The 14,870-nt window shown below is 53.7% G+C and carries 15 protein-coding genes; 6 read left to right on the forward strand and 9 right to left on the reverse strand.

What is annotated here, in order from left to right; translation table 11 throughout:
- Window positions 1-190: 190 nt before the first annotated feature.
- The 3 genes from ACOVRA_RS10420 to ACOVRA_RS10430 all read right to left on the reverse strand — a co-directional run bounded on the left by ACOVRA_RS10420 (window position 191) and on the right by ACOVRA_RS10430 (window position 1,721).
- The gene (locus ACOVRA_RS10420; RefSeq protein ID WP_421720252.1) at window positions 191-532 is read right to left on the reverse strand and encodes a carboxymuconolactone decarboxylase family protein; all 342 of its coding nucleotides are present in this window, start codon (window positions 530-532) and stop codon (window positions 191-193) included.
- A gap of 37 nt (window positions 533-569) precedes the next feature.
- The gene (locus tag ACOVRA_RS10425) at window positions 570-1,343 is read right to left on the reverse strand and encodes an SDR family NAD(P)-dependent oxidoreductase (RefSeq protein ID WP_421720239.1); all 774 of its coding nucleotides are present in this window, start codon (window positions 1,341-1,343) and stop codon (window positions 570-572) included.
- A gap of 63 nt (window positions 1,344-1,406) precedes the next feature.
- Window positions 1,407-1,721 carry a YdhR family protein gene (locus ACOVRA_RS10430; RefSeq protein ID WP_421720240.1) on the reverse strand — a complete coding sequence of 105 codons (315 nt, stop codon included), beginning with the start codon at window positions 1,719-1,721 and terminating at the stop codon, window positions 1,407-1,409.
- 117 nt (window positions 1,722-1,838) lie between these two features.
- On the opposite strand from ACOVRA_RS10430, the gene ACOVRA_RS10435 reads away from it, so the two are divergent.
- Window positions 1,839-2,771 (forward strand): LysR substrate-binding domain-containing protein, encoded by a 933-nt coding sequence (locus ACOVRA_RS10435; protein WP_421720241.1) that lies wholly within the window; start codon window positions 1,839-1,841, stop codon window positions 2,769-2,771.
- Between the two features lie 276 nt (window positions 2,772-3,047).
- Window positions 3,048-3,428, forward strand: coding sequence for a RidA family protein (locus ACOVRA_RS10440; RefSeq protein ID WP_421720242.1), 381 nt, complete (start codon window positions 3,048-3,050; stop codon window positions 3,426-3,428).
- Between the two features lie 251 nt (window positions 3,429-3,679).
- Here the strand turns inward: ACOVRA_RS10440 and ACOVRA_RS10445 are convergent, their stop codons facing one another.
- Complete coding sequence (locus ACOVRA_RS10445; protein ID WP_421720243.1) at window positions 3,680-4,039, reverse strand: hypothetical protein; 360 nt, start codon at window positions 4,037-4,039, stop codon at window positions 3,680-3,682.
- Between the two features lie 10 nt (window positions 4,040-4,049).
- The gene (locus ACOVRA_RS10450) at window positions 4,050-5,792 is read right to left on the reverse strand and encodes a hypothetical protein (protein WP_421720244.1); all 1,743 of its coding nucleotides are present in this window, start codon (window positions 5,790-5,792) and stop codon (window positions 4,050-4,052) included.
- 307 nt (window positions 5,793-6,099) lie between these two features.
- On the opposite strand from ACOVRA_RS10450, the gene ACOVRA_RS10455 reads away from it, so the two are divergent.
- Window positions 6,100-7,746, forward strand: a complete 1,647-nt coding sequence (locus ACOVRA_RS10455) for a hypothetical protein (RefSeq protein WP_421720245.1) — start codon at window positions 6,100-6,102, stop codon at window positions 7,744-7,746.
- Window positions 7,747-7,869: 123 nt separating this feature from the next.
- Here the strand turns inward: ACOVRA_RS10455 and ACOVRA_RS10460 are convergent, their stop codons facing one another.
- Both ACOVRA_RS10460 and ACOVRA_RS10465 read right to left on the reverse strand, forming a co-directional pair.
- Complete coding sequence (locus ACOVRA_RS10460; RefSeq protein WP_421720246.1) at window positions 7,870-8,763, reverse strand: nucleotidyl transferase AbiEii/AbiGii toxin family protein; 894 nt, start codon at window positions 8,761-8,763, stop codon at window positions 7,870-7,872.
- Window positions 8,756-9,670 carry a hypothetical protein gene (locus tag ACOVRA_RS10465; protein ID WP_421720247.1) on the reverse strand — a complete coding sequence of 305 codons (915 nt, stop codon included), beginning with the start codon at window positions 9,668-9,670 and terminating at the stop codon, window positions 8,756-8,758. Before ACOVRA_RS10465 ends, ACOVRA_RS10460 begins: the two co-directional genes overlap by 8 nt.
- Window positions 9,671-9,946: 276 nt before the next feature.
- Between ACOVRA_RS10465 and ACOVRA_RS10470 the strand changes: the two genes are divergently transcribed.
- From ACOVRA_RS10470 to ACOVRA_RS10480, 3 genes are all read left to right on the forward strand, one after another.
- A complete protein-coding gene (locus ACOVRA_RS10470; RefSeq protein ID WP_421720248.1) occupies window positions 9,947-10,321 on the forward strand; it encodes a helix-turn-helix transcriptional regulator in 375 nt (124 codons plus the stop codon).
- Between the two features lie 306 nt (window positions 10,322-10,627).
- Window positions 10,628-10,831, forward strand: coding sequence for a helix-turn-helix transcriptional regulator (locus ACOVRA_RS10475; protein WP_290813094.1), 204 nt, complete (start codon window positions 10,628-10,630; stop codon window positions 10,829-10,831).
- A 359-nt stretch (window positions 10,832-11,190) separates the two neighbouring features.
- Entirely contained in the window at window positions 11,191-12,597 is a 1,407-nt protein-coding gene (locus ACOVRA_RS10480; protein ID WP_421720249.1) for an alpha/beta hydrolase, read from the forward strand.
- Window positions 12,598-12,734: 137 nt separating this feature from the next.
- On the opposite strand, the gene ACOVRA_RS10485 is transcribed toward ACOVRA_RS10480, so the two are convergent.
- Window positions 12,735-12,917 (reverse strand): hypothetical protein, encoded by a 183-nt coding sequence (locus ACOVRA_RS10485; RefSeq protein WP_421720250.1) that lies wholly within the window; start codon window positions 12,915-12,917, stop codon window positions 12,735-12,737.
- A 1,595-nt stretch (window positions 12,918-14,512) separates the two neighbouring features.
- The coding region (locus ACOVRA_RS10490) for a hypothetical protein (protein ID WP_421720251.1) at window positions 14,513-14,870 on the reverse strand (358 nt) is incomplete at its 5' end.

Genomic DNA, 14,870 nt, shown 5'->3' on the forward strand with positions numbered 1-14,870 from the left:
AGGCAAAAGTCAGAATATGGAGACATTCTTGACTCTTAGCGCACTAGGATATTCACCCAGAGGCTAAACTTCAGGACCACCGAGTACACAGTGAAACTCGCAACTTAGAATGCGTGTCCGCATCTAAGTTCTGCACTAACTTACCCGCTTGCCCATAGTTCTGCTCCAAATGGCAGCTTAAAGCTCAACTCTAGGCGACATAACTTGCTTCAACTGCGTCCAAGGCCCGAGCAGAATACACAAGAGCTGCCCCGGCATTGAGTGCTACCGCCACACCTAACGCTTCGGCGACTTCCTCCCTCGTGGCACCGTGCTTCACGGCCGCCTCCGCATGAAAAGCGATGCAGCCGTCGCATCTGGTCGTCACGGCGACAGCCAGCGCGATTAACTCTCTTGTCTTCGCTCCGAGGTGATCCGCTTTTTGGCCGGCACCAGCCAATAATTGCTCACCTCGTAATGTGTCGGGGCTGAGCTTCGCAATCTCGCCAACCCGGCTTGCCAATTGCTTCCGGTATACTGACCAATCCTGCATCATAATTGTCTCCTAGTTCTTGAAGTAATTGAGGCGCTCAGTTGCGGCCCGCCATGATCCCGCCGTCCACATCCCAATTCGCGCCGGTCACCCACGCGGTCGCCGGCGAAAGCAAGAAGCAAACAGTTTGAGCTACATCGAGCGGCTGGCCAACGCGTCCGATTGGGTGGAACCCGTTCAACCCTTGCAAGTTCGCGTGAATCTCTTCCTTCTCCATGAAGGCTTCATAGATTGAAGTCTCGACGATGCCCGGAGATACTGTGTTCACCCTGATATTCGTTCCCGCCAGTTCCAGCGCAAGTACTTTTGTGAGAACGTGGAGCCCAGCCTTTTGCATAGCGTACGCGGAGTAAGGTGTGGCCAACGTTGCCTGTTGTCCCCCGAACGAGCCGATGTTGACAATGGAGCCGCCATTGCCGGAATCAGACATATTGCGCGCGACCTGCTGTGTAACGAAGAATAAGCCGCGGTTCAGGTCAAGGTATCCATCATAGTCCTCGCCGGTATGCTCAAGAAAGGGCTTAGGGTTGAAAACGCCAGCCGCGTTAACCAGCCCGTCCACATTTGGCAATTCCTCCGCGATCCGATCTGCGAAAGTTTGCACTTCGGAGTGGGATCTTAAGTCTACCTGCCACGAGACTACATCGCCGTGCCGCGAAAGCATGTTACGCGCGTCATTGAGTTTCCCGCCGCGCCGCCCCGCAATTACAACGCTGGCTCCTTGCATGGCACATAGTTGAGCCGTTGCGAAGCCGATGCCGCTACTGCCTCCTACGACCAACACGGTCCTACCTTCGAGTTGAGATGTCATTTGCTCTTCCTTGATTCGAATGTCGATGAAGTTTCAGCCCTAGACCATAGGGCGGATTCCCTGTCAGTCAGCCGCAAGGCCGCGTGTGATTCTGCTCGGTGCCTCGGGCACCTCAAAATCCTGAACTTCAATATCGCTCAAGAACGGGCGGGAAACGACTTTTGCCACTAACTCAGAGGCCATGAAAGCCTCCATATCTGCGCGCGAATGCCAAAGATAGAAACCGCCAAACGTATTTGTTTCGGGGTTAGCTAGCCATACCTTCGAATGTAGAGCTGCCACCTCGGCTAGAATTGGTGCGTCCGGCTCGACCATACGGGCGGCGTACTCAGCGTTCGATATGCCGTTGAGCTTGTAAGTAATGATTTGTGCATGCATCGTCTGGTCTCCTACTTGGCGATCATCCCCGCCACGGCGGTCCTGATGCCAGCGACACTCTTGCTCAGCAAATGAGAAGTTGTATGCTAGCGCACAAGAATTTCTTTTTGGGTGACAATGCGCGGTCTAGCTTATCTAAACGCATTGAAGGCATTTGAGGCCGCTGCACGCAATGGCAGCTATGTTGCAGCGGCCCGCGAGCTAAACGTAACGCCCGCAGCCGTCGGCCAACAGGTTCGAGTTCTTGAGGATTGGCTTGGGTTAACTCTGTTTCACCGTTCAAACGCTGGGCCCACCCGTCTCACGCTGACGGAGCGTGCGAACGAGGCGCTGCCCGATCTTCAAGCCGGTTTCGACCGGGTTGCTGCTGCATTGCATCGCCTAAGTGAGAATAACCCAAGCAGTAGGCTGACAATCACAGCTACACCCGCTTTCGTTAGCAAGTGGTTGCTCCCGCGCATCGACGATTTTCAGGCCGCGCATCCTGAGCTTGAGCTAAGGCTCGACGTAAGTGAGCGTCTCATTGATCTGGCAAAAGCTGGAGTCGACCTTGCGGTCCGCTATGGCGATGGCGACTGGCCTGGAATGGTCTCTGAAAAGCTGCTGAATGAAGAAGTGTTTCCTGTCTGCAGCCCTGCACTCCTCACTAACGGGCCACCGCTCCGGACCGCTGATGATCTTCGGGGATATGATCTAATCCACGACACCAGTGTCTCAGCGAGCGGCGGAGAGTTCCCCAGCTGGTCTGACTGGTTATCTGCCGCTGGCGCGAGAGGCGTGGATGCAGAAAGGGGACTGCGGATCAATTCGTCCGCGGCCGTGATTCAGGCTGTGATCGCCGGTCAAGGCCTGGGTCTTTGCCGTAGTGTACTAGTTGATCATGATCTACGCACCCGGCTACTTGTTCGGCCATTCGTGTTGCCGACGATGCAACTCAACCAAGGATGGCACCTCGTTAGCCTGCCAAGTGCGGCGACGTCCCCTAAAGTCGCAGCGCTGCGAAGCTGGTTGAAAAAGCAAGGGGACCTGTTCGAAGACGCTAACAGTTGAACGAGCGCGGACCAAGCAGCATCCAAGCGCGAGTGCCAAAATGAAGCAGCCATCTGAATTGTGATTGGCCTAATCGCCTCTCTTGAAAAAACTGAAATATTGCTTGGAAACGCTCAAAGCGGCATACTCAAGTGAGCCTCATGAGCCCTTCTCGCTGTCTTTACTTTGCCCTGGCTTTTGCCGAGAAGTATGAGTAAGATTAGGTATATCTCCAAAGTCTTAAGGCTCGCGATCGAGCCGCTTGAGTTAATTGTTCGGTAGGGAAAAATGAGAACTATGCGGCGGAATATCTCCTTTGGGGGAGCACTTGAGGAAATTGCAGGCTATAGCCGCGCCGTTGTAGTTGGGCCTTGGTGCTTCCTCGCAGGCACCACCGGTTCTGATCCTGAGACAAAGGAAATACCCGGCGATATTGAGATTCAAATCGCTAATGCCTTCAAAACGGTCAAGCGTGCATTGGATGAAGCGGGCTTCGACCTCGCAGACACTGTTCGAGTTACCTATTATGTGACGGAAGCTGGCATACACGACCGATTAGCACCGCTATTTGGCAAGCATTTCCGCGAAATTCGTCCCGCTGCAACATATCTAGAGGTTGCCGGTCTCGCCTATCCCGAGCTGAAGTTTGAAATAGAGATAACAGCCTTCAAGGGCTGATGTTGGCACCCAACTGGAAAAGCTGGCGGCGAGCTCTGTATGATAATTGGCTTGCCCGCAGCGGATTGCCCTAAAGCGAATGTATGGGCGCGAAGCACTAGGCCTTGGAAACTTCAGTTTCATACACCAGACCAAGTTCTCAGAAGGCTATGGCTTCGGCAAGAAAACTCTCGTTCTAGGAAGACCCCGACCATACCATTACTGGCGACGCCCGGGGGGAAACTGACCATAATTCTCCGACATCCAAGGCCTCACCCCTGCACCCCACGCGCGACTTCATCAAGAAACGCATCAAACAACGCCTCTGCCTGATCATCGTCATCGTTGCGCTCGAGTGGCCCTGCATAGGCGAACCAGACGCGGACGAACGCGAGGAGGGTTTCGCGCTGGATAGCCAACTCCCGCCCCCGCGCCAGATCGCGCTGATCCAATCGATCAAGCCGCGCCTTGATGGTATCGGCGATGGCGTCAGCTCGGTCATGGATGAGGACGCGCTTGAGAGCGTCATTGGCGGCGCGTGAGAGGGTAAGGCCGCGCAGCTTGGCTTCGTGGTCAAGTGCGCGGGCTGTGGTGTCATCGAGGTGGAGGGTGAGTTGTTTGCGTGTGGTCATGGGTGTGCCCTCAAATCAGGCGAGCTTGATTAGAGGACGTGCCACCAGTGCGCTTCGCCAACGCGCGCTTCAGCCGCGCTGTCCCCGAAGTGAGATCATCCTTGGTCACCAGCGGCTCGGACTTTGACGCTTTGGGTGGTGCGTTCGGGCTCACAGCGACAGGCACTATCTCCTGTCGCTTTGTCACCTTCTGCTTGGGTATCTTCACCACCACCTGCTTGGGCAGACTTGCGCCCAGCGGATAGGTGACCGCAGGCTCACTCCAAGGCTCTGGCCTTTGGACTGGCTCGGTCGGGGTATAGGAAGCCATCGCAAGCATATCGGGCTCAGCCGGGTGCAACCGAACCGGCTGACGACCAGCTTCGGCGATCAGGATCTCACCAAGACGAACATGCCTCACCCCTTCGCTTGAGATCGCGCGATTATCCACCACCTCGATAAAGGTCATGTAGTCAGGCTCTGTCATGATGACGGTATCGAAGACGGAGCACATGGGTTCTTGGACACCCAGCTTGAAGGCAGCACGAATGTCCCTTGGCGCTCTCGCGTGCACGAGGAAAGATACCCCGCTTCGCTTGAGATCAGCATGGACCGCCTTGATCATCCAAGCCAGATCATCGGGCATGTCAGGCTCTAGGGCGATCAACATAGGGCGATTGCCAGACGTCAGGGCTTCGCGGAACAAGATACGAAGCTGCGTGATCGCATGCATCATGGGCAGACTCACAGGGTCTAGGTCGTCCCGCTTGTTCCGAGACCTAATCTCGATGGAGAGAACGCGAGGGCCATACTCACAGATGTTGGCCAGTGTAGGCAGGGTTGCCCAGCCCAGATTAAAGCTCCACCCCTTCTGCGTGGTCCACAAGCGCTCGGGGATGAGCGCTAGATCCCCAGCCACTTGCTCTTGAGACTGTGCCCAGAAGGCGAGCAAGGCTGTCACTTGATCATAGGCGGCAGGCTTCAAGATCTCTGTCCCGGCTAGCCAACCATGGAGACGCGCATAGAGCTGATCGGGGCTAGGAAGCTTTGCCATTACCCCGACAAAGGTCCGCTCATAGGGTGGAGCTGTCTCAAGCCCATGAACCAGAAGGGCCGTTGCTAAAAGTCGCTGGCGCTCTGTGAAGCCACACGGCGACAGCATCGCCCAGACATCCCCCCATGCCAGAACTCCGGTACGGACCTGCCGCAACGGATCAAGCGGGAAGTTGGCGATAGCGCCTTCAGCCACGCGCAAGACCTCACGGTCATCAATCAGGCCCCCCAAGAGCCTTTCCTTACCAAAGCGCAGGATCGCGCCATCAAAGCTTTTTAGCGCTGCTTGGAACACGCCTGTTGCCATCGGCCCCGAGCCAAGAACCAGAATGTCCGTAGACGGACCAAGCCTGACAAGGTCTGGCATCTTCTGCCAAGGTAAGGCTTTCGCGTGACCCACAATGACCCCTGATGACCGAGCCTGATCGAGCAAATGCCCACCGTAGGCATAGCGGTCGCGCTTCTTTGGCCATTTGGGCAAAGGCCCCGCGAAGAGAAGGGCTAGCCCTATCCCCGGCAGGGTCAGGATTACGCCGCATATGCGCATTAGCAGAAGCCAGCCACCTGTCCGCCCGTCGGGTGCAAAGACATAGGCGATGCCCGCCCAAGGTGCCCGAAACTCTATGCCCAGAAGGTTCAGCCACACTGGTCCCAAGTCCTCATGCGGAACTGTTCCGGGCCAAGCTGCAAAAAGTGTGAGGAACTCAAGCCAGACCAACATAATGGCGCTCGATTTGAGCAACCAGACAAGACTTTGGCCCCAGCCCGAGTTGTCGCCATGTAGAATTTGCAGCCAGAAACTTCTACACACAGATTGTATTGTAGTATAATGCTTTATCATAGCTTGTATCCATTTGAAGTTACGACCAATATAAGCACGAATATTTGAATACAGCAAGATAAAGAGCAAGTTTTCACTTGCTCAAGGGCCTGTATGTGCTATGTTTTATGGAAGTTGTTGGTGGCAAGTCACAACTTCCTTGTGTGTCACATGGCGTGACAACGCATGGTCATTCAGGAGCCCAAGCATGGCAGAGCGCGGATCTGAGGAGTTGAACATCCGCCTTGCTGTCGGGCGTCGCGGGGATGCACGGTCTGGGGCCTTGGGTGCCCGCTTGAGTAAAGCGATTGGTGGGGCAGGTGTTTCGTTCCGGGGTGGCGCTCGGGTTGGTGGAGGGTTTAGCTCGGACAGACGCCAACGCGTTGTGATCAAGGTGTCCTTCTCGGCTCATCGCGCGGGTAGTGCGAAGCTTGCAGCCCATGCTGCTTATCTTGGTCGGGACGGGGCAGCGCGTGAGGACGAGCAGGGACAGTTCTATGATGCTTATCGGGATAAGGTTGAGGGCCTGTCCCGCGAGCTTGATGACTGGACCCAGGAAGACCCGCGCCACTTCCGGATTATGATCGCGCCAGAGAGTGCTTCGCGCATGGAAGATCTTCAGGAATATGTGCGGGATGTGATGGGCCAGATGGAAAGCGACCTCGGTGTTGGGACAGAATGGGTCGCAATCAATCATTGGAATACGGATAATCCCCACGCCCATGTCATCTTACGAGGCAGAACCCGTGAAGGTCATGAGTTACGTATCCCCCGCGATTATCTCGCTCATGGTCTTCGCCATCAGGCACGGGAACGCGCGACGGCAGAACTTGGAGAGCGCTCGATCTTCGATGAGCGTATGGCCCTTGACCGGGATATCCATGCCAAGGGGTTTAGTCGTCTGGATAAGGCCCTTGCGGCAGAGCTTGATGGACGGGGAGAGGTTCGCCTCCAAGATCTGGGCGGGCGAGATCCTGATCAAGCCATCTGGGGCAATGCGCTTCGTGCTCGGACGCGCGAGCTGGAGGCACGCGGTCTTGCCACAGAGGTGCGCCGCAATGTGATGGCGTTCAAAGATGGCTGGACTGAGACGTTAGCGGAGAGGTCACGCGTCGATATCACCAAGACGCGTAACACGACCAAACTTCATGAACGGGGTGAGGAAGTGGTTGGTGAGGTTGTCGGCCTTGAGCATCGCTCCAGCGGCAATACTGTCCTGATCCTTGATACCGGCAACAAGACCAAAACCATGGTCAACACCAAGTCGCCCTTGGTCGATCATCTTCAAAAGGGATCATGGGTTCATGTCGATGAGGCAGGCCAACTCTCTCGTCTTTCCTATCACCCGCTCGAAGAGCAATTAGAGGCAACGGCTTTTACCGCGCTTGATCGGGAGCTAGACCGGATCGGTCATGGCGAGGAGCGCTTATTTACCGGTGATGGTCGCATCGATCAGGCCCTTGCCTCAAGGGCGCAAGATCATGTTCGGGCAGGGCTTGGGGCTTGCGATCAAGACGGGGTCTTCTCGTTCCATGACGGGGCAAAGGATGCCCTTCAAGCAGCCGAGATTAATGCGTTCAGCGAAACCCTCGCTGAGCAAGGGCGAGGCACCCTCACCGCCCCCGGTCACACCGTCTATGACGGCTGGCGGGTTGGATCGTTTGAGGAGCTACACGCTGGCCGGGTCGCACTCCTGGAACGTGCCTCTGGCATGGGCAATCACGTGGTCATGGTCCCTACACCCATCGAGAGCGCGATCAATATCGGTGACAATGTCAGCCTCAGTAGCCTCGGGCGCGGCGGTGCCGTGCAGGTGGTGCAGGACCTAAGCCTTGGGTATGGGTTGGGAAGGTAGGGGGTCTGCTTTGCGCGTAATTTAGGCCTAGAATTCACGCTCTGTATTCTGAGAACGCTTTGAAATGAGAACTTACAGCTTAAACCATACCTTTAGTGTTTCAAAAGCAATTTGGGTTCGGTTTCACTGCCACGGTAACGAGCGGTAAAAGCCATCGACGATTTCAAAGCAGCTATCGAAGTCGGGTAAATCTTCAAGCTCAAGACCAAGTGTATTCCAGTCCTTTGCAGCGCGGTCTCGCACCTCGTGATGGCTTAACGCCTCGCGTGTCGGCTCAATGTCGCGGGCTCGGCATTTCTCGTGAAGCAGCGCTAAAAGTTGGGCGCGTTCGTCGGAATCTAACGGAAATTGTTTTAGTAGGCATGCGATATCATAAATGTCTTGGCGGCGGTTGCGATTACGCTTCGGTTGCTGGAGTAATGCACGCAGCTTTTCCGCAATCAGGTCGAGCAACGAATATGCGCGGACCGTCATTCCCTCGTTACCTAGACTAACAATCTGGATAGCATTGACCGGCTCTCGGAATGCGATGTCCACATCCAGAACATGGGTTGCATTCCCTGAGTTAAACAACCGCTCTTGAGGAGAACCGCGCCTTGCATAGCCGACGCGCAGTGCAAGAAGTGGGCCTGTTGCCTTAGTGAACAACTTCGCGCTTGGCTCATAGCGTGAAGACTGAACATTGCAAACCAAGTCTGGATATCCAAGTATTGCCGCTGCCCTTGGAAAGGCGCGATTCAATTCGGTTTTAAACGCTTCGGCCATCTCTTTGCTAGGTTCGCTGATGGCGGTGAAGTCTATATCTCCGGTCTGGCGAGGACTTTTATAGACTACTCCCATCAAAATCCCGCCCTTGAGGAAGATCTCGTTTGCGAACGGCTCGCTCATAGCCAGCGCTGCAAGGAAGATTTCAGTAATCTGGCGTTCTAGATGCGCCTGGGGATCGGCCTTGGCCTTTTCGATCCACTCGCTAATATCAACGGCTATCCGTTTCCCTATTTTGACACTTTTAGACATTTAGAGACAACATCCACTTTTCTGAGAATGTTGTAGCAAACGGCTTGCCGGGGTCCAGCACGCGACTGGAGCCACGTTGGGCGAAGCTTGCCCATGCCGAGACGCGCGGATCGATGATGCCGATATGCTCCTCCAAGATGTAACCTGCGCGAACTTTGCAGATGCCCTTCTCAGCGCGAGTAATGCGTTCAATAATTTCTTCAAGATAGGTTTTGGCATGCTCCGCCCAAATGTCTAGGACATGGGACATTCCCCCGTTGAGATCGGGACTGTCTATTGTATCGAGGAAAGTTTGGCCAATAGAGGCGATCCGCGACAAACTCCCCTTTATTTGAACCTGATCAGATGAGAACTTGGTCGTGTCGATCCAGACTGGTCGACCACGAACCTTTCGTGGATGCATCACAGCCTTGGCTGGCTCAATGTCGATGCTAGGATATTCCGGAACGTCGCAATAGTCACGGTCCATCATCTCTCGGAATAGCTTCCGCCGCAGCACTGGCGTGGGCTCCACTAGCATTAGATGTTCAGGGCGCCGATTGGTAAGTCCGTAACGTTGGAGCGCAGATAGATGGGCAATGTGGCAGAAAGGATCGACCGAGCAAACTATATCTTCCGCTGATGCTTCGGGCTTATCTACCAATCGCCAATGTGAGTTATAGTCATTATCTTGGCGAATGATCCCCTCATTGCGTAATAAGATACGTGTCCGCCGGAAAAGGTCACGGCTCGGTGTGTCGCCCCGTAAGTATTTTACCTTTCCAGATCTGTAGATTACCCATAACTCCCGGAATATATCATAGTTAGAAAGTACGGGCTTGGACTGACTATTGAGCGCGCGGGCGAGGGTATCGGCGACAAGGGTCATCCGCTTTCGTTGCTGAAATGGGCGAAGCACTTCTGCCATTTAACTCGGTGACCTATACAATATGTCCTAAGGACATATTGTATAGGTCACCATGGTAATTGTCAAGGGCGCAGAGGATGTGCCAGCCACCCGTGGTGGGTTGACTCTCTCAAACGTTGGCGATATCATCCGTCCTAAGGACGGATGATATCGCCAACGCTAACAATTGCATCTCAGCCATTAAATAGTAGCAAGTAATTACCAACACCACGTCACTGACCCATAAACTTGGCCCAAAACTTGCTCCACCCCCATCTCTAAGTGCGGAGATGTCTGATGGGAAAACGGCTCAGGGCGGATGTGGATCAGCGCCAGCTTGGTTTGTTTGGCGAGAGTTTGGCGCTCGGCCAGAAGCCAAAGGCCGAGAAGGCCCTGCCTGTTCGGCCCAGCCAAATTCCGAAACCGATGGCTTTTCACAAGCACTCCACCGGATCTGCCAAAGTCGAACCAGTCCCGCGCAAGAGCCTCGGCACCCTACCCTCCGAAGTCGTCCGGCCCGCAGAAGCAGCATTGGTTCTTTCGGTGTCATTGAGCTTGCTGAAGAAGTGGCGAGCCGAAGGTGTTGGGCCTCGCTTTGTTCGGTTAGGTGGACGGGCTATTGGCTATCGCCGTGCTGATTTATCGGACTGGATCGCCGCTCGGATCAGTTGATTTTTTCTTTGGCGCAGAATTTTTATGCAGCTGATTGGGCGGTTGGGTGCCTACTGGCCCTCTAGATTCCCCAATCGCGAGCATTGTAGCGATGGGATATTGCGGGGCATACTTGGTTAAGCTGGTGCGTGCTGGAACAGATTGAAACCGATCGATCCATCTGTGGATATCAGGTGGATCATTGGTACTTTTTGAGCTTCCCGATTTAGGTGAACATGCTGGATTAGTTTGGTTTTTATGAGTTCTCTTGGTCTGGCGAGATCGCAGTTCCGCGATGCTTGTCGAGCCTGATGGAGGATTAGCCCCATGAATACCGACACACTACTTACAGTCGAAGATGCCGCCGCCCATTTAAAGATTTCCAAGCACACGTTGAACCGCTGGCGCGTTACCGGTGAAGGCCCTCCCTTCATCAAATATGGCCCCCGGCTTGTCCGTTACCTTGTCACGGCGCTTGATGCTTGGGCGTTGGATCGCCTGTATGCCAATACCAGCCAATATGGGCGGTAAGTTCTTGCATTGCCAATCATCGCCAAGTGCCAGAGCGTTTGGGCGCGTCAAGGCAACCTTCTTGAAGGGGGCTCTGCCCACCTTGACCCGCCCATTGCGCTCCGGCGCACCATTAGGTGTCGGGACGCGGGGCGCGTCCCGTCCCCACCCCTCGACCTCGCCTCCGGCAGGTCGAACACGGGGCTTGGACTAAACAGTTGGACGAGTTCAACGGCAATTCTGAAGCAGCCCTTTGCGTTCGGCCACTGTGTATTAACCAACTGAGGCAATCACCAATTTGCCCCCCAACGCTTGACTCTTCGTTCAAATTGCAGCCGACTTAAAGTTTAATATAGCCTTTGCTTGATCGAGGAAGTGACTTGGAAGCGTCCCTGTCTTTAGCCGCCTTTTTGGCCGTACTCGGAAACGTTTGCCTTGCAGGATTGGGTCAATCCCAGCCGCTGCCCCCTAACTGGCAGACCAGTCGTGAAGTGAAGCCACCCGTTGAGGCCCCTCGAACCAATCCCGTTCAATCAAGCCAAATAGAGCCGGAAATTGATACCTTGGCATTGCGGGCGATGTTACCAAAGGCTCCGACCGGGGAAAGGATGTGTGCTGATGTAGACCGTTTAGCGTCACTCAACCTGACCGCCGATGCTAGGACGCTGCTCAATGCGATGAGAGGATTCTGCAACCTTCCAACAACCGACGTGTCATCCACTGACATTCGTCGCGCACTCAAGGATCGTGATATAGCTTTTAAAGTTAACGGCGAAAGCTTTACAATCTTCCAGCGTGGTCCAGTCGACGATCCTGAAATCATCAGAATGCGGGGCGTTTCTCAAGGGCCGGAAACATGCTGCAGCATCCAAAATGGAGTATGGCGTCGGTTTGAAGGTACCGATCTTTGGGTGATGCGGCTTCGACTAAAGGGGCTTCGGTATGCAACCATTTCCCAACAAACGAGTCGAAGTTTGGATCCTACTCCCAGCACCTCATTTACATACCGCGGCGACCTCGCTCCGGCTGGTCCAGCTAAAGTCGAAACCTTAAAAGGTAAGATTGAGCGTTATGAGGTTTTTAGCCCGCAACTCAATGAAACGAGGTCGGTGGTTGTTTATGTGCCTCCACGCGAAGATCAAGATTATCCCTTTCCTGTCGTGATTTCCGAAGGCGGTGATGTTGAAAACTTTGCTTCGATTTCCGAAGCATTGGTGAAAGATGGGAGGATCCGGCCAGTCATTTTGGTTGGGGTAGTTGCCGGGAATGATGGCATAGTAGGTCCACCTCGGGCCGTCCCACAACATATTGCGAGAGCGCAGGACTATAGTCCCAATAGACCTGATAGTACGTTCAAACAGTACATGAGCTTTCTGGTAGAAACGGTGCGGCCAATGTTGATCGACCGGTTCTCCGCGTCTGAACAACGAATAGATTGGGTGGTTACAGGCGCGTCGCAAGGCGGTGCTCTGGCACTAAATGCGGCTCTTGAGCGCCCGGACATCTTTGGGCATTCATGGCCGATGTCAATCGCGGGGACAAATCCAGAATTCGGAACTTTCGCTAACCCAGTAATGAAGTCAAAATTTCGAATTAGCGCCGGTCATTATGAAGAGACCTTTTTGGTAAATTCACAGCTAGCCACCAGTGCTATCCAGAATTCAGGAGGCGATGTCGTGGCAAGATGGTTTAGCGATGGCCATAATCCCGATCAGTGGGATCGGGCGTTCGCCGACAACTTGATGTCAATGTTTCCATCCAAAGAGGTGGTCGGATCAGCAAAGTAGCGAAGTGCCGGGGAACATTTGCCACCGCGCCTCGAAGGCGCTTGCCGACGCCCTTCAGTGACAAGTCTCGAACCAGCAAATTCATCTCGGATTTTTTGTATTCTGAACGCTCAATTCGTACTCAAAATACGAATTCATCATAAAATATGAAATTCGATGAAGTCGAAACTGCCTGAAACCTCCAGTGCTGCGAGTCTGGAGACCGGGCTAACTTCTTCCGAATGCGCCGCGCCAAACTGCTCCTCTATCTTATTCACAATAATCCCCGCCACGATAACGCTGGGTAAAGCATGGCGTTTGTTAAGGTTGCCTTGCTTCATGTGGGCCTTGAGTAAGTGCCGACCTCAAATGGCCCTCCACTTGGATCGCCTAAGCACTTAAAGGGCAAATGCCGGGAAAAACCGCGCGCACCCTCCAGTATTCAAAAGACTCCGAGGATTTGAAGTTGAGCCAACCAAGCGATAAACGCTTCAACAGCGAGATTTCAATTCGACTGGATTCCTTGCTCAGAAATACTCCAAGGCAGCTGGATGCAAAGGCGGATGATAGTCCAAGATAGCTACATCCGACTGAGTAGATCAAAAGATGCGCTTCGATAATCAGCCGAATCTACTTACGCGACGATCTCAAGACTGAGCTAGGCGCTGACACCTGTAAGACCTTTGATCGGATTTTTATGAGAAGAAGTCATTGGAATTTGCCCGCGCACCTTATCGGGCTCTTTGCTGCGATAACTGCATGGCCTCCTTCGATGGGGCGGGCTTGGTCACAAGATAGGATCGAAAGATTGGCGCTATCTGACTCGAGGCGAAGCGAGCTGCGGCAACTGCTTGAAAGGGCCTTCGAAAACTCAAACAGCAAATGCGAAGTAAGGGTTCAAGGTGGAAGTAAGTGGCTCACTTTTGAAGGGTCGACTGACCTACTCCCGTCTTGTTTGACGACTCATCGTTTAGGTCCAAATGACACCCTTCAAATCACATCGCAAGGCGGCATCACGACACCGGCGATCGTGGCCGGAATGTATATACGGAAGTGGGGTATCAATGTGCAAATTGAAGGCTTTTGTATGTCGAGCTGCGCAAACTACATTGCCGCTGCCGCGAATACGCTTTCCATCAGTTAGTTCTCCGTTCTAGGGCTTCACGGAGCACCTGCCTTAGCATCACAAGAGGCGGAAGATGAGCTTCGAGCGCAAATCATGACAACCTCTCAGATCGCTGATTCTGATCGGGAAAAAGTCTTGAAAGCGAGCATCGACGGTCTCCGTAAGGATAGTGGTATGCACCAGCTTGCAGCGATGTCCCTAAATGTTCATTCAGGGTGGTATGATTTGACGGAAATGCGAAAGCGTCACCAGCTTCCCCTTGTTAGGGGAGCAATGGTCATCCCAAGTCGCAGCAATGTTCTAAACTGCCTAAAGGGCGTTCAGTTCGGGACATTGTGGTTTCCTGAAACCGCCGCTGACAGGGAGGCAATTTGGGAATTGTATCCTTCTAGTCGAACTCAATTCACTTTTGATGAAGAGACTTCATCGGCGGTATGCTCACTCTAAAGGCTTCAAAGTACCTCTCGCCTAGCAACAAATTTGATGAAGGTGTTCAATCGCCCAAACGACGTATTTGCCCTACTGATTGAAATTTGGACTAATCTGAACTGGAGCGTTCTTGCCCTGGTTATCCTTGGCCGGATGAATAGCTTTGGAATCAAACCATTGAAGCTGAAGAACGCTGAGCAGGCGTTTATAGCAAAGCGAGTCGACGAAGGAGCGCGGGAGGTACAGATACATCGCAAAGCTAGCGTCAGCCAGGCGACTTACTTCAACCAATAGAAGCGCCATGCGGGTCTAATGCCATCCAGAATGCTGCATGCCTTGCTTCCTGATAGCCAAGTCAGGAAAGGCAAGACAACTATGAAACTACTCCGCGGGCTTTGAGTAAGTGTATGGGGTTCCGACTGAAAACACGCCATCATAACCGGACATATTGGTTGGGAAGGCGCGGACGCCGCGCTTTGGAGGCTCTGTTGTCCCAGTCAATTGCTGAACTCCGCAGCCATCTTGCCGACATTGCCACGCTTCACCTGCTAGGGCAGACGAGACGAATGAAAAGACCTTCAGATCGCTCAATAAACTAGCGGCTGGAACGACCTTCAATCCACTAACATCAGAAATCCGACGAGAATGGAAGTTTCCAACCAAGGCAATATTTTTTGCATTGCTGTCTGTCGCAACCGCAGCCCTGATGTTTCGGGCCATATCAGCTTCATACTCAGAC

The sequence above is a fragment of the Aquidulcibacter sp. genome, from assembly GCF_049239865.1.
Taxonomy (GTDB): domain Bacteria; phylum Pseudomonadota; class Alphaproteobacteria; order Caulobacterales; family Aquidulcibacteraceae; genus Aquidulcibacter.